The organism is Zhihengliuella salsuginis, assembly GCF_014651715.1.
In the GTDB taxonomy this organism is placed as follows: Bacteria; Actinomycetota; Actinomycetes; order Actinomycetales; family Micrococcaceae; genus Zhihengliuella; species Zhihengliuella salsuginis.
Map to the genome: position 1 here is coordinate 85,749 of NZ_BMXK01000010.1, position 20,185 is coordinate 105,933.

Here is a 20,185-nt window from a genome sequence, read left to right on the forward strand (position 1 = left end):
CCTAACCTGCTCGGTGCTTCACGCGCTGGCGCGCTTGATGAATTCGTTGATGGTCTGCTTCTGGTACCGGGACACCTCGTGCGCGTTCTCGTTCTCGGCGAAGACCGAGGAGCACATGACGGTGTCGTCGCTGTCGAGGAAGCCGATCTCGGCCAGTCCGCCGAACAGCTCGTCCCAGTCGACGTCGCCGTCGCCGATCTTCAGGTGCTGGTGCACGCGGGCCGTGTTGCCGGCCGGGTTGCTGATGTACCGCAGCCCGTGCGAGGCACGGTGGTCCATGGTGTCGGCGATGTGCACGATCCGGACCTTGTCCCCCGCGGCGCGCAGGATGTCCAGGGGCGCATCGTTCATGTGGAACGTGTGCGGGGCGACGTAGACCATGCCGACACTCGGGGAGTTGAGACCCCGGATGACGCGCAGGGCGGCGAGCCCCTCCTCCACGTAGTCGTCCGGGTGCGGATCGATCGCGACGTGGATGCCCTCCCGCTCGATGATCGGCAACAGCTCCTCCATGGACCGGTAGAAACTGGCCTCCGACTGCTCCGGGTGCTCCGGGCGGCCGGAGAACTCGGTGCCGAACTGGTGCACGCCCAGGTCGACGCCGATCTGCAGCGCGCGCTTCCAGTAGCGGACGGCTGCCTCGCGCAGCTGCTCGTCCGGTGCGGACCACCGCAGCACGGGCAGGATGCTCGCGACCTGCACTCCGGCGGCGTCGCACGCTGCCCGGAACTTCCGCACCAGACCATCGTCCGCCTTCGGGTGCATGTAGAACGGGATCATGTCCGGGTGCGGGGTCAGCTGCAGGTACTCGTATCCGAGGTCGGCGGCCAGCGCCGGGAACTCGAGCAGCGAGTAGGAGTGGTGGAACGGTGTCGGGTCGAGGGCGGTCTTCATCGGTACAGCTCCGGCTTCTCGTTCAGTTCGATGGCCACTTTCTCTCCGCTGGCCTGGGCCCGCACGCCGGCTTCGCAGCAGGCCGCGGTCGCGTAGCCGTCCCAGGCGTTGGGGCCGCCGACCTCGCCGCGGCGCGCGGCGTCGATCCACGACTGGATTTCGCGGTCGTAGGCGTCGCCGAAGCGCTCCTCGAAGCCGGGCGTCACGTCGCCGCCGACGCGGCCGGCGGTGCGGGTCACCGGGCCGTGGTCGGCACCGATGTCGACGATGCCCGACTCGAGGCTGGCCTGCGTGGCGACCTCGTAGCCGAACTGGGCGTTGACGAAGATCTCGACGTCGATCAGGACACCGGAGGCCGTCTCGAGGAGGACCTGTTGGGGGTCGTGCTGGCCCTCGGGCGCGTTGCGGGAGGCCTTGCCGAGGCGCACCTGGACGGACGTGATCTCCTCGCCGGTCAGGAAGCGCACGACGTCGAACTCGTGCACCACCGAATCGTTGATGAGCATCTCGTTGGTGAATCCCTCGGGCGTGCCCGGGTTCCGGTGGCGGCAGTGCAGCATGAGCAGCTCGCCGAGGTCGCCGCCGGAGATGATCTTCCCGAGCTTGGCGTAGTCGGCGTCGAACCGGCGCATGAAGCCGACCTGGATGCGCTGCCGGCCCAGCTTCTGCTCGGCCTCGATGACGCGCCAGGACGACTCGGCGTCGGGGGTCAGGGGCTTCTCGCAGAGGATCGGCAGGTCCTGCTCGAGCGCCTCCAGCAGCGCGTCCTCGTGCAGGAAGCCCGGGGTGGCCAGCAGCACGGCGTCCACCGTGCCGGAGGCGTAGGCCTCGGCGGGGGTGGAGTAGGCCTGCGCGCCGGGGATCTGGGCGACCGCGCTGCGGGCGCGCTCGGCGTCGATGTCGACGACGGCGCTGACGCGCGCGCCGACGATGCGGGAGTGGATGCGCTCGATGTGGTCGGCGCCCATGCGTCCGGCGCCGACGACGGCTACTCTCAGGTTGTCAGTCATTAGATGCCTTTCGATTGTCGGCACCGCGGACTCGCGGTGCTGCGCTGGCGGCTAGATGCGGGTGCGGGATCCGCAGGAGAGCAGGTAGTTGCGGGTGCGCTGGGCGATCGGCATCGGCACATCGAAACTCGCAACGGGGTACATGTCCTGCTCGACGATCCCGAAGATGTCGCGGCCGAGGCCCTCGCAGGACTCGACGACCTCGCGCAGGTCCGGCAGGCCGCCCGGCGGCTCCGTCATGACTCCGGCGGTGTTGGCACCGGCCCACGTCATGTTCTCGGCGCGGACCCGCGCCAGGATGTCCGGGTTGATCTGCTTCAGGTGCAGGTAGCCGATGCGCTCCGGGAAGCGACGAATGAGGTCGATGCTGCTGGCTCCCCCATACTCGGCGTGCCCCGTGTCCAGGCACAGCGTCAGCAGGCCCGGATCCGTGTCCTCCAGCAGGCGTTCGATCTCGGCCTGACCTTCCACGTGGGAGTCGGCGTGGGAGTGGAACTGCTGCTGCAGCCCGAACTCCTCGCGCAGCCGGCGGCCCAGCTCGTTGTGCCCGTCCGTCAGGGACGTCCACTGTTCGGCGTTCAGCTCGCCGGGCTCGACGGCCTCGCCGGTCACGTCGTCGCGCCACATGGCGGGGATGACCACGATGTGCCCGCCGCCCATGGCGGCCGTGAGCTCGGCGACCTGGCGGGCCGGCTCCCAGGCAGCGTCCCACTGGTCCCTGCCGCGGTGGTAGGCCGTGAACACGGTGCCCGCCGAGACCTTGAGGTCGCGGGCCTTCAGCTCGTCGGCGAGCCGCGCGGGGTCGGTCGGCAGGTAGCCGTGCGGGCCGAGCTCGATCCACTTGTAGCCGGACTCGGCGACCTCGTCGAGGAAGCGCTCCCACGGGGTCTGCTTCGGGTCGTCCGGGAACCAGACACCCCACGAGTCCGGCGCGGTGCCGATGATGACGGAGCTGTTCTCACTCATGGTCTCTCCTTATGCTTCGCCCGCGCCGCCGCCCAGGAGGGGGCGCTGGCGGGACTTGTGGTCCGTGTACGTCTGGTAGGCCTGCTGCGTCGAGTCGAGGTCGGAGACCGAGCTGACAGGCACGTCCCACCAGGATTCGGAGCTCGGGGCGTCGATCAGCGGATCGGATTCGACGTGGATGACGATGGGCCCGCTGCCCTCCGGCGCCGCCTTGGCCCGGGCGATCGCGCCCTCGAGGTCGGCGATGGCGTCCTCCCCCGGCTCGACCCGGTAGACGGTGGCGCCCAGCGACTCGGCGTTCGTCGCGAGGTCCACCGGGAGCGTCGCGCCGTCGTCGAACGTGTGGCGCTCGGCGTCGAGCGTGCGGTACTTGGTGCCGAAGCGCTGGGAGCCCAGGGACTCCGACAGTGCGCCGATCGAGGCGTACCCGTGGTTCTGGATCAGCACCACGATCAGCTTCAGGCCCTCGGCGACGGCCGTGACGAGCTCGGTGTGCATCATCAGGTAGGAGCCGTCGCCCACCATCACGACGACGTCGCGCCCGTCGCCGCCGTCCGCCTCGGCGACCGCGGCGCGCTTGACGCCCAGGCCGCCGGCGATCTCGTAGCCCATGCAGGAGAACGCGTACTCGACGTGGTAGCCGAACGGATCGGACACGCGCCACATCTTGTGCAGGTCGCCGGGCAGGGAGCCGGCGGCGCAGATCACGACGTCGGACGCGTCCATCGCGCGGTTCGTTGCCCCGATGATGGCGTTCTGGCTCACGAGCGGGCTGTGCCGCTGCGCGAACGCCTCATCCACGGTGGCGTCCCAGCGGGCCTTCTCGGCCGCGACGGACTCGCCCAGCTCGACGGAGACCCGGGTCCCGCCGAGGGCCTCGTTCAGGGCCTCGAGCGCCTTGCGGGCGTCGGCGACGACGGGCAGCGAGGTGCCGTGCTTGTAGGCGTCGATCGGGGCGACGTTGATGTTGACGAACTCGACGTCCGGGTTCTGGAACGCAGTGCGGGACGCCGTCGTGAAGTCCTCGTAGCGCGTGCCGATGCCGATGATCAGGTCCGCCTCGGCCGCGAGGGCGTTGGCCGCCGTCGTGCCCGTGGAGCCGATGGCGCCGAGTGCCTGCGGGTGGTCCCAGGCCAGCGAGCCGACGCCCGCCTGCGTCCAGCCCACCGGGATGCCCGTGGACTCGGCGAGGGTGCGCAGCGCGTCGGTGGCGAACGCGTACAGGACGCCGCCGCCGGCGACGATCAGGGGCCGCTTGGCCGCGCGGATGCGGCGGGCGGCCTCGGCGATGTCCTCGGGCTCCGGGGCCGGGCGCCGGATGCGCCACTCGCGCTCGGCGAGGAACTCCTCCGGCACCTCCATGGACTCCGCCTGCACGTCCTGCGGCAGGGAGATCGTCACGGCGCCGGTCTCCGCCGGGTCCGTCAGCACGCGCAGGCCGTGGGAGAGCGCGGAGAACAGCTGCTCGGGGCGGTTCACCCGGTCGAAGTACTTGGACAGCGGGCGGAAGGCGTCGTTGACCGTGATGTCGTAGCCGTGCGGGTGCTCGAGCTGCTGCAGGACCGGGTCCGCCGCGCGGGTGGCGAAGGTGTCCGAGGGCAGCAGGAGGACCGGGAGCCGGTTGGCCGTGGCCAGCGCGGCGCCGGTCAGCAGGTTGGACGAGCCCGGGCCGATCGACGTCGACACCGCGAACGTCTGGCGCCGGCGCGTGTGGCGCGCGTAGCCGACCGCCTGGTGGGACTGCGCCTGCTCGTTGCGGCCCTGGTAGTACGGCATGAGCGCCGGGTCGGCGACCTGGTACTGCTTCAGGGCCTGGCCGACGCCGGCGACGTTGCCGTGGCCGAAGATGCCGAACATGCCCGGGATCAGGCGCTCGCGGTAGGTGTCGCCGCCCACGCGGTCCACCGTGTACTGCCGGCCGAGGAACTCGACAACGGCTTGCGAGACAGACATGGTGCGCGTGCTCATGAGGCGTTCTCCATTTCCGATTCGTTCGTCGCCGTGCGGCGCAGCAGCGAGGCTGCCGCGGCCACGGCGCCCTCGACGTCGCCGTCGGCCGGGTAGAGCAGGGTGCGCCCGACGGTCAGACCCTGGACGCCCGGGAGCGCCAGCGCGGCACCCCAGGAGGCGAAGACCTCGTCCGGATGCGACGAGGGATCGCCGCCGAGGAGGACGGTCGGCATGGTCGTCGAGGCCATGACGCGCTCCATCTCCTCCACGACCGGCAGCTTCATCCACTTGTGCGCGCTGCTGGCGCCGAGACCGGAGGCGATGGCCACGGACTTGATGACCGCGTCCGGGGTCAGGTCGTTGCGCGCCCGGCCCTCGACCCGCTGGGACAGGAACGGCTCGACCATCGAGATCAGGCCGTGCCCGGTCAGTTCGTCGATGGCGCGTGCGGTGTCCTCCAGGAGGGAGGCGGTCGCCGGGTCGTCGAAGGCGATGCGCGTGAGCATCTTGCCGCCGTCGGCGCCGAGGTCCGCGAGGGACTGCGCCGTGTGGCCCGTGAATCGGTCGTCGAACTCGTTGACGAAGCCGGCCAGGCCGCCGCGGTTCATGGAACCGAAGACGAGCTTGCCCTCGAGCGCGCCGAGCAGCAGCAGGTCGTCCATGATGTCCGGGCTGGCGAGTACGCCGTCGACGGCGGGGTTGGCCAGCGCCTGCTGCATCCGGTCCAGCAGCTCGCGGCGGTCGTTCATCGCGGTCGGGTTGCCCTGCGCGCTCATCGCGCCGCGGGCGGTGTGGTCGGCGGCCACGATGAAGTTCTGCTCCCCCAGCCGCGGGCCGGCGTGGCGGCGGCGCGCCTTGGCGGCGCGGGCGACGGCCTGCGGGTCCTCCAGGCGGATGCGGGTCAGGAATTCGTAGCGCCGCGGATCCTCGCGGTCGATCTCCGGGGTGCTCATGCTGAGGCCTCCGTCTCGGGGACGAGGCGGCCGCGCTCGGCGAGCAGGGACACGACCTCGTCGGTGGTGGGCATCGCGTCGGCGCAGGAGAGCCGGGACGCGACGAGGGCCCCAGCGGCGTTCGCGAAGTCCAGGGTCTGGGCGAGCGGCCAGCCGGCCAGCAGGCCGTGGACGAAAGCGCCGCCGAACGAGTCTCCGGCGCCGAGGCCGTTGAGGGTCTCGACGGGGACGGGCGCCGACACGACGCGCTCGTTGCGGGTCTTGGCCATGACGCCCTCGGGGCCGAGCTTCACGACGGCGATCTCGACGCCGGCGTCGAGCAGCCGGTCGGCCTGCTCGTCCGGTGTCCCCTCGCCGACGGCGACGGCGCACTCCTCGTCGTTGCCGATCGCGACCGTGACGTGCGGCAGGACCTTCGCGACCTGCGTCCGCGCCTCGTCGACGGACTCCCAGAACATCGGCCGGTAGTCGAGATCGAGTACGGTGTACTGCCCGTCGCGCAGCCCCGTGCGGGGCCGGGCCTCGTGGGCCGCGATGTGCGCCGAAGCGCTCGGCTCCTGGCACAGGCCGGTGACCGTGGACCAGAAGACGCGGGCGTCGCGGATGGCGTCGACGTCGAGCTCCTCGGCGGCGATCTGCAGGTCCGGGGCCGTCGGGAATCGGCCGTAGAAGTAGAGCGGAAACTGCTGCTCCTCGGGGAGGATGGCGCAGAACGTGGCCGGCGTCTGCAGTCCTTCGACTCCGGAGACGAAGCGGTCGTCGACACCGAACTTGGCCAGCTCCCGGTGGAGATACTCCCCGAACGGGTCCTGCCCGGTCCGGGTTACGACGGCGGTCCGATCGCCGTGGCGGGCGGCCGCGACGGCGACGTTCGACGGCGAACCGCCCAAGTACTTGCCGAAGGACTCGACGCGGTCCAGCGTCCTGCCGACGTCATTGGGGTAGATGTCGACGCTGATGCGTCCCATCGTCAAGAGGTCGAAGCTCACTTCGTCCCGCCTTCCTTCCAAGTTCCGGTAGATCAGGCTCTCAGCCATTGTGATGCCTGTCACTGAATACTCTGCTACGAACAACTATGTCCTGTCAAATGCTTGTCAGGACAATGAAACAATCAGTGATTGCTGGCCGCCCCACCGGCTCTCGGCGGGGCGGCCGCACTCAACCCGCCGAGGAGCCCGGGACCGCCAGCTCGCCGGTGAGGTACTGCGCCCGGCCGAAACCGAACGACCAGTCCTCCGGCCCGTTCTCGACGTAGCCGAGGAAGACATCCTCGCCGGCGACGCCAATGCGCTCGAGGGAGGCGGCGACGCCGTCGTACAACGCCTGCTTGGCCGCCCGGTCGCGACCGCGCTGGGTGAAGATCTGGATCATCACCACGGACTCGCTCCGCTCGAACCCGAGACCGGCGTCCTGGGCGACGATGCGCCCTGCTGGATGCTCGGTGACGATGTGGAAATAGTCGCGCTCCGGGATCTTGTAGGCGTCGACGATCGCGTCGTGCACGGCACGGCTGATCTCGCCGACCTCCTCGTCGGAGCGCTGACCGGTCAGGTCGATTCTCACGAGTGGCATGGCCCTACTCCTTCCCCGCCTTGAGGTGGTGCAGGAAGATCTCGCCGGTCTGCACGTCTTCCTCGACCTTCTCCAGGGTGACGCCGCGCGTCTCGGGGACCTGCGTCTTGACGAAGATGATGGCCAGGACGCCGAGCCCGGCGAACATGAAGAAGGTTCCGGTGATGCCGATGCCGTCGACGAGCGTCGGGAAGTAGAGGCCGAGGAACGCGTTGGCGATCCAGAGGCAGAACACGGAGACGCCCATGCCGAAGGCGCGCACCCGCAACGGGAAGATTTCCGACAGCAGGACCCAGACGGCGATGTTGAGGAACGTCTGCATCGATCCGACGAACGCGACCACGAGCAGGAGGATGACCCACGGACGGGCCGGATTCCCCTCGGCGAGGACGAGCGAGAAGATGCCGATCAACACGTGACACACGGTGGTCAGGCTGAAGCCGATCAGGAGGGTCTTGCGGCGGTCCATGGTCTGCATCAGCCGCAGGGCGATGAGCCCGCCGACAACGGCGATGACACCGGGAGCGATGTTGGCCACCAGGGCCATCTTCTCGGCGAAACCGGACTCGACCAGAACCGTCTGGCCGTAGTACATGATCGAGTTGATGCCGGTGAACTGCTGGAAGACGCCGATGCCGATGCCGACCAGCAGGATGCGGACGAACCACTTGTTCTTCAGGGCGCCGAAGCCCTCATTGACAGAACGCTCGTCCTTGGCGGCCGACTGCCGGATGTCATCCAGTTCAGCCTGGGCGCGATCGGACGAACGGACCGTGCGCAACACGGCCTCGGCCCCGTCGATGTCACCGCGGGCCACCAGCCAGCGCGGGGACTCCGGCATGCGCAGCATGCCGGCGAACAGCGCGATGGCCGGCAGCGCGGCCACAGCGAACATGATGCGCCAGACGCCGTCGATGTCGCCCCAGACGTTGCCGATGATGGCGTTGATGATGAACGCGGCCAGCTGGCCGATGACGATCATCAGTTCGTTGCGGCCCGCCAGCGCGCCGCGGATCTCGTACGGGGCCAGCTCGGCAAGGAAGACGGGAACCACCGTGGAGGCGCCGCCCACGGCGAGACCCAGGATGATGCGGCCGACGACCAGGACGGAGAACCCGGGCGCGAACACGACACACATGGCGCCGATGAAGAAGAAGACGGCCAGCAGGAGAATCGTCCGGCGGCGCCCCCAGGAGTCGGAGATGCGCCCGCCGAGCATCGCGCCGATCGCGGCGGCGAAAAGCAGGGAAGACGTCACGACGCCCTCGGTGAAGGCTGTCAGGCCGAGCTCCGCCGACATCGGCCGCAGAGCACCGTTGATGACGCCGGTGTCATAGCCGAACAGCAGACCGCCGAAGGTCGCGATCAAGGCGACCATGCCCAGCTTCTTGCGGTGCGGACCGGACGTCAGCGGTGGCAGCCCCGCGGGAGCGCCGCCGGAAGCGGCGAACGGGTTGTGGGAACTCATGCAAGACTCCTTCATCCAGCTCTATTGTGATCCGTGTCTCACCAGACTAACGCGCGAAAGGTAGTTTGTCAGGTCATATGTACATCTTTAACTAATTTCTTCCCGGGGCACCCCGTGGGAAAATGAGACTCATGTCCGCAGATCCCAGTGAAGACGCGCCCGGGACCAGCCCGGTGTCCGGCGCGACGCAATCGGATCTGGCGCGCGAACTCGGGGTCTCCCGCACACTCGTCTCCCTCGCACTCCGCGGTCGGGCCGGCGTCTCCCCCGCCATGCGGCGGCGCATCCTGGAAACCGCCGACCGCCGCGGTTACCGCCGAAACACGATGGCCGCGGAACTCGCCGGGCGGCGGCGCACCTCGGTCGGCCTGCACCTGCTCGACGCCCGCAACGAGATCTACTCGACGATCCTCCACAGCGTGCAGGAGGAACTCGCCGGCCGGGAGCGGAGGCTCGTCCTCGCCGTGGATTCGGCTCCAGAGCACCCCGACCCGCGGGCGGTCGACACGCTCCTCGAGGCGAACGTCGGCGTCGTCATCTCCACCGCGGTCATCGGGTCCGAGGCCGACATCGCCGCGTTGACCGCCCGGGTGCCGCTGATCGCGATGTTCCGCCGGGTCCCCGGAGTCGACAGCATCTCCTCAGACGACGACGTCGGCGCGCGGCGCGCCGTCGAGCACCTCGCGGATCTCGGCCACCGCCGCATCGCCCATCTCACCGGGCCGCTCTTCAGCGGGCACAGCGATCGCCGCGAGTCCTACCAGCGCTCGATGTCGGCGATGGGCGCCCCCGCCGACGTCGTCGAGGCCGACGGGTACTCCCGCGACGCCGGGCTGTCCGCGGCCCGCGGACTGCTCGAACGCCCGCCGGGACACAGGCCGAGCGCCGTCTTCGCACACAACGACGAGCTCGCCCTGGCGATACGGGAGGCCGCAGCGGACCTCGGGCTGTCGATCCCCGGCGACCTCTCCCTCGTCGGCTACGACAACTCCCGGACGGCCGGGCTGACGGGCATCGACCTGACGACGGTCGACGTCGCCGCCGCCGATCTGGGGCGTGCCGCGGCAGCAGCAGCGCTGCGCCGACTCGAGGACCCGGCGGCCGCCGTCGTGGACCGCCGCTTCGCACCACATCTGGTGGTCCGCGGAAGCACTGGCGCACCACGGGAGTCGTAGGACCAGGCTCACCGGCAGTTCGCCGCCCTCCGGCGCGGAGGCCCCGGTTGGCGGGGACGGCGGCAAGCGTGAAACTATATGCGGATGAGCAGCCAGCAGTTCCCGCTGATCGATGCCCGCGAAATCCTGCGTGTTGTCGGCGGCGCAGCCTTCACCCGCGGGAAGGGCTACGCGGACACAGAACAAATTCTCGACATCGATTGGGACGCCTCCGACGCGACCCTTTCGGCAGACGTCCAGGGCACCGCCGCCGAGCCCTACACAACGGTGGTCCAGCTGGTCAACGCAAAGAACGGCTGGCGCATCGAATCCGCCTACTGCTCGTGCTATGTCGGTCAGAACTGCAAGCACACGGCCGCGATCATGATCCAGTCCAACTCGATGCACATGCGCGCGCAGGAGGACATCGTCGTCGAGGCCCCCGTCTCGGCCCCGGCCTGGCACCAGAGCCTCGACGGGCTCCTCGCCGCCGGAGCAGCACCGAAGGCGTCGAGCTCGGCCCCCAAACCACAGTCCGCTTCGGACGCCGTCGACCCGAGCGGACGGATCCAGCCGCTCGCTCTGCAGTTCGAGCTGCAGGACAACATGCTCTCCGCCCACCGCCAGTGGGCGCCCGGCAGCGGAGCCGGGCGCCAGCGTGCCGCCCGCCGGTTCCAGCTCGGCGTCCGCCCGATGGTCCGCTCGGGCAATGGGCGCTGGGTGCGCGGAAACCTGCGCTGGAACTCCATCAGCTTCAAGACCTACGGCCTCAACCTGGACGAGGAGCAGCACCGCTGGTTCTGCCAGTTCGTGCCGCTGCACCGCGCCAACGGCCAGCTGTACTTCGGCGAGGACAACGACTGGATCAACCTGGACGACTTCTCCTCGCCCCTGCTGTGGACCCTGCTCGATGAGGCACGGGACCTCGGGATCGCCTTCATCGGGAGGAACGGGGACGCCGACATCCGCGTTGCCGAGCCCGCCGAGCTCGTCCTGTCCGCCGCGCAGCCCTCCGGCCAGCCGGTCCCGGACGGCGGTGCCGCCCGAGAGCCGGCCGACGACGACGGCGGCCCCCTGACGCTGACCCCGTCGCTCACCGTCGGCGAGACGAACGTCGCCCTGGGCGGCGACGTGCCCGCCGGGCCGATCGGCCACCACGGCGCGTACCTCGGCCTCGACGGCGGCCACCGGATCCTCCTGTCGCCCATGGCCCACCGGCTCAATCCGACGGAGCTCGAGATGTTCCGCCACCCGGAGTCGATCGAGATCCCGCACGACGACGTCGACCGGTTCCTGCGCAAGGTCTACCCGCGACTGGGCCGCAAGGTCTCCGTCTCGAGCCCCGACGGTTCGGTCGAGCTGCCCGACATCCAGCCGCCGAAACTCGTCCTGAACGCCAAGTTCACGGGCGACGACGAGGCCGAGCTCGACTGGGACTTCGACTACGGCGACGTCGTCGTCGATGCCGACACCCGCGACGCGGAGACCGAGCAGATGCTCGAGCGCGCCGCCCTGCGCGCCCTGGAGGACACCCCGCTGGCCGGCACGTCGCTGGCACCGCGGAACCTCAAGGGCCTCCAGACCGTCGACCTCATCCGCCACGTCCTCCCCGCCGTCGAAGATCTGGACGGGGCCGAGGTCCGCACCAGCGGCGAGCAGCCGCCCTTCCACGAGCTGACCGAGGCCCCGGAGCTGACCGTCACGACGGTCGAGTCCGAGCGCCGCGACTGGTTCGATCTGGGCCTGATCATCGCCGTCGGCGACCTCCGCATCCCGTACGCGGACATCCTGCGCGCACTCTCCCGCGGGCAGACGCGGATGCTCATGCCGGACAAGACCTGGTTCTCGCTCGAGCAGCCGCTGTTCGACAAACTGCGGACGCTCGTCACCGAGGCCGCGCAGCTGACCGACGGAAACGCCGACGAACTCCAGATCACGCGCTACCAGGCCTCCCTCTGGGAGGAGCTGGACGCCCTGGCCGTCCAGACCGAGGGACCCGACTCCTGGTACGCCGGCGTCGGATCCCTGCTCAACTTCGCGGATTCCGGACCGATCGACCTGCCGGCCGGGCTCCGAGCCGACCTGCGCCCCTACCAGGTTTCCGGATTCGGCTGGCTGGCCACGCTCTGGCACAACGGGCTCGGCGGCGTCCTCGCCGATGACATGGGCCTCGGCAAGACACTGCAGACGCTGGCCTTGATGCTCCACGCCAAGCAGACGTGGGCCACCGCAGCCGACCGCCCGCAGGGATCGGGCGAGGCGGCCAACCTGCCCGGTCCGTTCCTCGTCGTCGCACCCACATCGGTGGTCGGCAACTGGGCGGACGAGGCCAAGAAGTTCGCCCCGGATCTGCGGGTCGCCACGATCTCCGACACGCAGCCGCGCGCGGCCGTCAAGCTCGGAACCCTCGCGGCGGAGAACGACATCGTCATCACCTCCTACACGCTGTTCCGGCTCGACGCCGACGCGTACCAGGAGCAGTTCTGGGCCGGACTCGTGCTCGACGAGGCCCAGTTCGTCAAGAACAAGGCGACCAAGGCACACCAGGCCGCGCGCGACCTGACGGCCCGCTTCAAGCTCGCCATCACGGGCACTCCCATGGAGAACAACCTGATGGAGCTGTGGTCGATCTTCTCGATCGTCTCACCGGGCCTTTTCCCGTCGGCGGTCCGATTCGCGGAGAACTTCCAGCGCCCCATCGAGCGCCAGGGCCTGGGCGAGCCCCTCGGCCGGCTGCGGCGCCGCGTCCGCCCGTTCATGCTCCGGCGCACCAAGGACGCCGTGGTCACGGATCTGCCGCCGAAGCAGGAGCAGGTCCTGCATATCGACCTGACGCCGAAGCACCGCAAGATCTACGACACGCACCTGCAGCGCGAGCGCCAGAAGATCCTCCACCTGGTCGAGGACATGGACAAGAACCGGTTCACGATCTTCCAGTCGTTGACCCTGCTGCGCATGCTCTCGCTGGACGCCTCGCTCGTCGACCAGGAGTACGCGGGCGTCCCCAGCGCGAAGCTCGACGTCCTGTTCGAGCAGCTGGAGGATGTCCTCGCGGAGGGCCACCGCGCGCTGGTCTTCAGCCAGTTCACGTCTTTCCTGAAGCGCGCGGCGGACCGGCTCAAGGACGAGGGCGTCGAGTACGTCTACCTCGACGGCTCCACGCGCCAGCGCCAGGAGGTCATCGCCGCGTTCAAGGAGGGCCGCGCACCGGTCTTCCTCATCTCGCTGAAGGCGGGTGGCTTCGGCCTGAACCTGACGGAGGCCGACTACTGCTTCCTGCTCGACCCGTGGTGGAACCCCGCCGCCGAGTCCCAGGCGGTCGACCGTGCCCACCGCATCGGCCAGACACGCAACGTGATGGTCTACCGGATGGTCGCCAAGGATACGATCGAGGAGAAGGTCGTCGCACTCCAGGACGCCAAGCGCAAGCTCATCTCCTCGGTCATGGACGAGGGCGAGGGCTTCGGGTCGACCCTGACTGCCGACGACATCCGGGACCTGCTCAAGGACTGATGGCGAGGCGCCCTGCACCTCGCGAGTCCGACGGCGGGGCGCGGCTCCTTGGTGCCGCACGCGGGGCACGGCGCAGGTGGTGCCGTGTTGCCGGCGTGGCTTACTTCAACCTCGAATTCCTGTTCGACTAGTTGTCCACACCCCTACCACAACTCGTTCATACATACTAAAATAGTGGCATGGCCATCGCACCCCCGTTCGAGACCCCGACACCGCCGGCCGAGCCGGCGGACCGGCTCCGTGCGGCCGCGGAACTCCTCGCCGGCACCTGCGACCCCGTGGCCGGCCTGACGGACGCGGACCTGGTCGAAGCAGTCCGGGCCGCAGAGGAACTCGGACGGCTCGTGGACGGATTCCGGGTCCGGGTCGCCGGCGAGGTCGACCAGCGCTCGCAGCGCGGACTCGGCGAGGACCGGCTCTCCGCCCGGCACGGATGCCGGGCCGGAGCCGAGCTGCTCGAGCGCCTCACCCAGGCGCCGGGGCCGGAGGTCCGCCGCCGGGCCGCCCTGGACGCCCGCACCCGCACCGGCTCCTCGCTGACCGGCCAGGCCCTGCCGGCGGTCTTTCCCGACGTCGCCGACGCCCTGCACACCGGGGCCATCGGCCTGGAGACCGCCGAACTGGTCACCGGGATGCTCTCCCGTATCGGACACCGGGCGGACCCGGCGGATGCCGCCGCCGCCGAGACCGCACTCGTGGCCGCCGCCACCGGAGGAGACACGGCACGGCCCGCCGGCGACGGCGCGGACGCCGCAGCGGAGACCGGATCAGAGGGCACCCGCGTACTGCCCGCCGCAGCAGATGGTGCCGTGCGGCCGACGTTCGCCGAGCTGAAGATCCAGGCCCAGACGTGGGAGGCGTTCCTGGACCAGGACGGCCCCGACCCGGACGCCGAACGCGCCGCCCGCTCCCGCAGCCTCACCCTCGGTCCGGTCCGCGGAGGACTGGTCCCGGTCCGCGGGCACCTGATGCCCGAGACCGCCTCCCAGCTCACCCGCCTGCTGGACGCGCACCTGAACCCCGCCGCCCAGAACAGCAAAACACCCGCCGGCGCGGACACGGCCGGCGAGGCCGGCCATCCGGCACCCGCCACCGGAGCAGTGGCCACAGAACCAGGGGGCGCGCAGGCCGACACCCTCGGGACCCCCGTCCCCGTGGTGGCCGATGACCGGACTCCCGCGCAGAAGCGCCACGACGTGCTCGCCTCCATCCTCTCCGCCGCCGCCCGCTCCGCACAGACACCATCCCTGGGCGGGGACGCGGCGACCCTGCTCGTGCACGTGAACGCCCAGGACCTGACCGACCCGGCCGGGATCGCGACCCTCGACGGCATCGACCTCCCCGCACCGACCAGCCTCACGCACCGGATCGCGTGCACCGGGGCCGTGCAGAAGGTCGTGTTCGACCACACCGGACGGGTCATCGGGCTCGGCAGCAAGGAGAGGGTCTTCACCGCCCATCAGCGCCGGGCGATCACGGCCCGAGATGGCGGGTGCGTCATCCCCGGCTGCACGATCCCGGCGTCCTGGTGCGAGGTCCACCACGTGATCGAGCACGCCGACGGCGGTCCCACCCACACCGACAACGGGGTCCTGCTCTGCTGGTGGCACCACCACCACCTCGAGTCTTCCGGGTGGCAGATCCGCATGAACCAGGCCGTGCCCGAGGTCCGGGCACCGGCCTGGGCCGATCCGTCCGGAGGATACCGGCCGGCCCCGAACGCGATCACCCGCCGCAGCCGACACCACCGGCCACCCGGACCACAGCCGTCGACTCCCCCTGACCGCGAGGACACGAACGCGGGCGGCCAGAACCCGGGAGGAAAAGCCTCGCCCGGCGCGGGTGGCAGCGCGGGCGAGCCCTGGCCCTGGAGCCTGGACCCCGGCCGACACCCCGCGACCGACACCTCGACCCGCGCAGAAGAGACCAGTGATGGTGGCAGCGGTGATGCCTCGCGCCGGGGCGAGACCGAAGAGGAATTCGCGGCCCGCTGGGACGCAGCCGCGGCCCGGATCACGCCCGAGACCGCGGAAGAACGCCGCGCCGCATGGAGCGCCCCGGACGACGAACCCCCGTGGACAGACGCCCCGGCCCCCACCACCGACAGCGACAGCGACAGCGACGGCTGACGGCTACTCTGAACAGCGCTCAAGCAAAACCGGTCGGCCAAGCGCCTACGGGCGCAGCATGACCTTGATGGAACGGCGCTCATCCATCGCACGGTAGGCTTCGGCGGCGTCATCGAGCGGCATCACCGAGTCGAAAACCCGACCCGGGTTGATGGTGCCGTCGAGGACCTCGGGCAGCAGCTCCGGGAGGTAGAGCCGCGTGGAAGCGGCCCCGCCTGCCACGGCGATGTTCTTCGCGAAGAGCACACCCACGGGCAGCTCGGCGCCACCGGCAGGAACCCCGACGAAACCAAGCGCACCGCCCGGCCGCGTCGACCGCAGTGCCTGCTCCATCGACTCCTTGGTACCGACGCACTCCAACACGCAATCGGCGAGCCGTCCCCCGAGCAATTCGCGGACCTTGGCGGCCCCCTCCTTGCCGCGTTCCGCGACGACGTCGGTGGCACCGAACTCCCGGGCCAGGGCGGCCCGGTCCTCGTGACGGGACATCGCGATGATGCGCTCGGCCCCCAGGCGCTTGGCCGCGAGAACCGCGCTCAGCCCGACGGCCCCGTCGCCCACGACCACCACGGTCTTGCCCGCCGAGACGTTCGCGACCACGGCCGCGTGATGCCCGGTGCCCATGACGTCCGTCAGGGCCAGGAACGACTTCAGCGTCGCCTCGTCCGGCTCCGGAGCGTCCGGGCCGCTGAACTCGTCGACGACGAACAGGGTCCCGTCGGCGTTCGGAACGCGAACGGCCTGCCCCTGGCCGCCGTCGACCGGCTCGCCCTCGGCGTCGGTCCAGCCCCAGCCTGCCGGGCGCTCGCACGCGACCAGGACGCCGTTCCGGCAGTTCTCGCACTCGCCGCAGCTGTTGGCCCACGGGGTGATGACGAAGTCTCCCACCGAGACGTTCCGCACGGCGTCGCCGACCGCGGTCACCCGGCCGACGAACTCGTGCCCGATCGGCCGCGGCTCCTCGATCTCGCGCGCGCCGCGGTACGGCCACAGGTCCGAACCGCAGACGCAGGAGGCACTGACCTGCACGAGGGCGTCGGTTGCGTGGACGAGTCCCGGTTCCGGGCGGTCTTCCACTCGGATGTCGCCGGGGGCGTGGATCATGGCGGCGCGCATTGGTACTCCTGGTTCGTCGGCTGCTGGAAGTCTTCCTCCAGCCTACGGCGAACGGGACCCGGGACAGAACGCCGTGCGCAGCGTCAGCCCAGGTGTGTGGGAGCGAACATCCTCAGCAGCGTCGGCACGACGATCACGTTGGGTCCCTGCTGCTGCCACGCCCAGTCGAGGGCCTCCCGGATGCCCTCGGGGGCCACGCGCCGGGCTGGAACGCCGAACGACTCGGCCAGAGCCGCGAAGTCGGGACGCGCGAGCTCTGTCGCCGTCGGCGCCCCGAACGTGTCGGTCATGTACTCGCGGAGGATGCCGTAGCCTCCGTCGTCGATGATCACCCAGGTCACGTCGGCGTCGTGCTGCCGCGCCGTGGCGAGCTCGGCGATGGAGTACATCGCCGATCCGTCGCCGGAGACGGCGAGGACGCGTTCTGCGGTGTCGGGGCCGGACAGGCCGACGGCGGCACCGAGGGCTGCCGGGAACCCGTATCCGAGTCCCCCGGCGCCCTGGCCGGAGTGGAATTCGCCGCGGCGGGCGTCCCAGCAGGACCATCCCCAGTAGGCCGCGATGGTCATGTCCCAGAAGGTCTGGGTGCTGTCCGGGACGCCGTCGCGCAGCGCCTGCATGAAGTCGCGTTCGTGACCCAGGTCCTGCGCGTCGAGCCGGGCCCGAACAGCCTCGAGCGTCGCCGCCACGTGCTCCGCAGCCGACGCACCGTGCCAGTCGGAGGCGGCGCGAGGGGCGTTTCCGGCAGCGGAGACGAGGGCTTCCATCGCCGTTTTCGCGTCGGCGTGGAGGCCGAGGCCCGGGTAGTTCGATTCGAGGACGCGGGCCTCGGCGTCGATCTGGACGACGCGTCCACGCGGCGCGAGCGTGAAGTAGTTCGACGAGATCTCCCCCAGCGAGGTTCCGACGGCGAGCAGCACGTCGGCGTCTTCCAGGAGGTCGGTGGTGTGCCGGTCCTCGATCCAGGACTGGAGCGAGAGCGGGTGCTCCCACGGGAACGCGCCGTGGCCGCCGGGAGTGCAGATGACCGGGGCGTCGAGGGCTTCGGCGAGCCGCAGCAGATCCGCCTCGGCCCCAGCACGGCGGACGCCGCCTCCGGCGATGATCGCCGGCCGCCCGGCGGCGGACAGCAGCCGGGACGCCTCGTCGAGCAGCTCAGGGGCCGGGGCCGGCCCCTCCGCGGCCCCGGTCGCGGCGACGGACCCGGTGGCCGGAAGGTCCGTCTCGGCGAGGAGCAGATCCTGTGGAACCTCGACCCACACGGGCCCCTGCGGGGACGTCGTCGCCTCGGCCCACGCGGCGCGGATGGCCGGACCGATCGAGGACGCGGTGCGCACGGTGCGCTGTGACTTGGTGACCTGCGCTGCGGCGGAGGCCTGGTCGTCGAGCTGGTGCAGCATGCCCTTCCGGACTCCGCCGAGTCCTGCCGCCGGAATCTGGCTGCTCACGACGACGACCGGGACCGCCGTCGCGTAGGCCTCCTGCAGCCCGGCGAGCGCGGTGAGCGCCCCCGGCCCGGTCGACAGGAACAGCACCCCGACCTCGCCGGTGGCGCGGCTGAACCCGTCGGCCGCGAAAGCCGCGTTGTTCTCCACCCGCGAGGAGACGAAGTGCAACGGCGAGCGCCCGAGCGCGTCGAAGAGGCCCAGGGCGTGCTGCCCGGGGATCCCGAACACGGTGCGCGCGCCGAGTCCCGACAGTGCCTCGACGACCAGGTCGCCGCCGTTGCGCCGGCTCATGCCCGGTTCGCCCGCAGGTCGGACATCAGGGTGATGAGGTCGTAGCAGACGTGGGAGGCGGCGACGCCGGTCAGCTCGGCGTGGTCGTAGGCGGGGGCGACCTCGACGACGTCGGCCCCGACGATGTCCAGCCCGCGCAGCCCGCGCAGGATCTCGAGCATCTCGCGGCTCGTCATGCCGCCGGCCTCGGGGGTGCCCGTGCCGGGAGCGTGCGCCGGGTCCAGGACGTCGATATCGACGGAGATGTACAGCGGGCGGTCGCCCACCCGTTCTCGCAGGGTCGCCACGACGTCGTCGACGCCGCGGCGGAAGATGTCGGCGCTGGTGATGATGCCGAAGCCCATGCGCTCGTCGTCGTCGAGGTCCTTCTTGCCGTAGAGCGGCCCGCGGGTGCCGACGTGGCTGATGGCTTCGGTGTCGAGGATGCCCTCCTCGACGGCGCGGCGGAAGGGCGTGCCGTGGGTGTAGTCGGCGCCGAAGTAGGTGTCCCAGGTGTCCAGGTGGGCGTCGAAGTGCAGGAGCGCGACCGGCTGGCCCGCGCGCTCTGCCGCGGCGCGGAGCAGCGGCAGGGCGATCGTGTGGTCGCCGCCGATGGTCATGAGCGATGCGCCGTCGGCGGTCAGCTCGAGGGCGTTGCGCTGGATGGTGGCGATGGCCTCGTCGATGTTGAACGGGTTGACGGCCATGTCGCCGGCGTCGGCGACCTGCACGTTCGCGAACGGGCTGACGTCCATCGCCGGGTTGTACGGGCGCAGCAGGCGGGAGGCCTCGCGGACGTGGGTGGCGCCGAAGCGCGCGCCGGGCCGGTAGGACACACCCGTGTCGAAGGGGACGCCGACGATCTTGATGTCGGCCGACTCGACCTGGTCCAGGCGCGGCAGCCGGGCATAGGTCGCGGCGCCGGCATAGCGCGGGATCTGGGACGAATCGATGGGGCCGACGTTTCCGCCTTCTTCGACGCGGATCTCTTCCAAGGGGTTCTCCTCACACCGGGTGCAGCTGCGCGCCGAGGCGTCGACGACCGTGTCCACGCCTCCACGACTGTTGCACAACAGTCAACAGTTGTTTTCTCTTATGATGCTAGGTGGATCACACGCGGGCGTCAATGCCGCCCACCCAGCAGCACCGCAGCCTCAGCCGCGGCCGGAGAGGACGAGCGTCCAGTGCACGACGGCGGGCTCCGCGGCCGGGTTGACCCACGTGTGCGGCTCACGGCCCGGGAATGTGATGGTGTCCCCCGCGGACAGGGCGAACTCGCCACCGGAGAGCTTCAGCACGAACTCGCCGGACTCGACATGGAGGACCTCGACATCGCAGTCCACGGAGTACATCTCCTCTTCCCCGACGCCGTGCGGCTCGATCTCGGCGCGGATCACCTGGACCCTCCGCTCGGAGCGGGCCGTCAGCAGCTGCTCGCGGATCCCCTGGCCGCCCAGTGAGACCCCGAGCCCCTCCCCGGCTCGGACCAGATGCGTCTGGGGACGCTCGAACAGCTCGCCGACCGACAGCGAGAGCACTTCGCAGATCGTCACGAGCGAGGCCACCGACGGGGACGTCAGGTCGCGCTCCACGCGGGAGAGGAACCCCTTGGTGAGCCCGGTGGAGGCCGCGAGCTGCTCGATGGTCATGCGCCTGGTCTGGCGGGCGGACCGCAGGCGGGAGCCGATCGCCAGCGGCATGCTGCTCGGCTCGACGGGCAAAGCCTTCATGAAACGTCACTC

General features: G+C 70.3%; 15 protein-coding genes. 3 read left to right on the top strand and 12 right to left on the bottom strand.

From position 1 onward, the window contains the following. Positions 1-18: 18 nt before the first annotated feature. The 8 genes from IE069_RS12070 to IE069_RS12105 form a co-directional block, all read right to left on the bottom strand. Complete coding sequence (locus IE069_RS12070; RefSeq protein WP_189350820.1) at positions 19-894, bottom strand: sugar phosphate isomerase/epimerase family protein; 876 nt, start codon at positions 892-894, stop codon at positions 19-21. Beyond that, positions 891-1,904, bottom strand: coding sequence for a Gfo/Idh/MocA family protein (locus IE069_RS12075; RefSeq protein WP_189350821.1), 1,014 nt, complete (start codon positions 1,902-1,904; stop codon positions 891-893). The genes IE069_RS12070 and IE069_RS12075 overlap by 4 nt, the downstream gene beginning before the upstream one ends. A gap of 51 nt (positions 1,905-1,955) precedes the next feature. Further along, entirely contained in the window at positions 1,956-2,870 is a 915-nt protein-coding gene (locus IE069_RS12080; RefSeq protein ID WP_189350822.1) for a sugar phosphate isomerase/epimerase family protein, read from the bottom strand. Positions 2,871-2,879: 9 nt separating this feature from the next. Beyond that, complete coding sequence (gene iolD / locus IE069_RS12085; protein ID WP_189350885.1) at positions 2,880-4,823, bottom strand: 3D-(3,5/4)-trihydroxycyclohexane-1,2-dione acylhydrolase (decyclizing); 1,944 nt, start codon at positions 4,821-4,823, stop codon at positions 2,880-2,882. 11 nt (positions 4,824-4,834) lie between these two features. Beyond that, positions 4,835-5,773 carry a Cgl0159 family (beta/alpha)8-fold protein gene (locus IE069_RS12090; protein WP_189350823.1) on the bottom strand — a complete coding sequence of 313 codons (939 nt, stop codon included), beginning with the start codon at positions 5,771-5,773 and terminating at the stop codon, positions 4,835-4,837. After that, positions 5,770-6,762 carry a 5-dehydro-2-deoxygluconokinase gene (gene iolC, locus IE069_RS12095; protein WP_189350824.1) on the bottom strand — a complete coding sequence of 331 codons (993 nt, stop codon included), beginning with the start codon at positions 6,760-6,762 and terminating at the stop codon, positions 5,770-5,772. The genes IE069_RS12090 and iolC overlap by 4 nt, the downstream gene beginning before the upstream one ends. A 169-nt stretch (positions 6,763-6,931) precedes the next feature. After that, positions 6,932-7,345, bottom strand: a complete 414-nt coding sequence (locus tag IE069_RS12100) for a tautomerase family protein (RefSeq protein ID WP_189350825.1) — start codon at positions 7,343-7,345, stop codon at positions 6,932-6,934. A gap of 4 nt (positions 7,346-7,349) precedes the next feature. Further along, the gene (locus tag IE069_RS12105) at positions 7,350-8,813 is read right to left on the bottom strand and encodes a sugar porter family MFS transporter (protein WP_189350826.1); all 1,464 of its coding nucleotides are present in this window, start codon (positions 8,811-8,813) and stop codon (positions 7,350-7,352) included. Between the two features lie 131 nt (positions 8,814-8,944). Between IE069_RS12105 and IE069_RS12110 the strand changes: the two genes are divergently transcribed. From IE069_RS12110 to IE069_RS12120, 3 genes are all read left to right on the top strand, one after another. Then, the gene (locus IE069_RS12110; protein WP_189350827.1) at positions 8,945-9,988 is read left to right on the top strand and encodes a LacI family DNA-binding transcriptional regulator; all 1,044 of its coding nucleotides are present in this window, start codon (positions 8,945-8,947) and stop codon (positions 9,986-9,988) included. A gap of 84 nt (positions 9,989-10,072) precedes the next feature. Then, positions 10,073-13,480 carry a DEAD/DEAH box helicase gene (locus IE069_RS12115; RefSeq protein ID WP_189350828.1) on the top strand — a complete coding sequence of 1,136 codons (3,408 nt, stop codon included), beginning with the start codon at positions 10,073-10,075 and terminating at the stop codon, positions 13,478-13,480. Between the two features lie 179 nt (positions 13,481-13,659). Then, the gene (locus IE069_RS12120) at positions 13,660-15,609 is read left to right on the top strand and encodes an HNH endonuclease signature motif containing protein (RefSeq protein ID WP_189350829.1); all 1,950 of its coding nucleotides are present in this window, start codon (positions 13,660-13,662) and stop codon (positions 15,607-15,609) included. 45 nt (positions 15,610-15,654) lie between these two features. On the opposite strand, the gene IE069_RS12125 is transcribed toward IE069_RS12120, so the two are convergent. The 4 genes from IE069_RS12125 to IE069_RS12140 all read right to left on the bottom strand — a co-directional run bounded on the left by IE069_RS12125 (position 15,655) and on the right by IE069_RS12140 (position 20,173). Beyond that, complete coding sequence (locus IE069_RS12125) at positions 15,655-16,725, bottom strand: zinc-dependent alcohol dehydrogenase family protein (protein ID WP_189350830.1); 1,071 nt, start codon at positions 16,723-16,725, stop codon at positions 15,655-15,657. Between the two features lie 83 nt (positions 16,726-16,808). After that, on the bottom strand, positions 16,809-18,464 hold the full coding sequence (locus IE069_RS12130) for a thiamine pyrophosphate-binding protein (RefSeq protein WP_189350831.1): 1,656 nt from the start codon (positions 18,462-18,464) through the stop codon (positions 16,809-16,811). Beyond that, a complete protein-coding gene (speB, locus tag IE069_RS12135; protein ID WP_189350832.1) occupies positions 18,461-19,438 on the bottom strand; it encodes an agmatinase in 978 nt (325 codons plus the stop codon). The genes IE069_RS12130 and speB overlap by 4 nt, the downstream gene beginning before the upstream one ends. A 159-nt stretch (positions 19,439-19,597) precedes the next feature. After that, positions 19,598-20,173: a helix-turn-helix domain-containing protein gene (locus IE069_RS12140; RefSeq protein ID WP_189350833.1), complete on the bottom strand. Its 576-nt coding sequence runs from the start codon at positions 20,171-20,173 to the stop codon at positions 19,598-19,600. Positions 20,174-20,185: the final 12 nt, after the last annotated feature.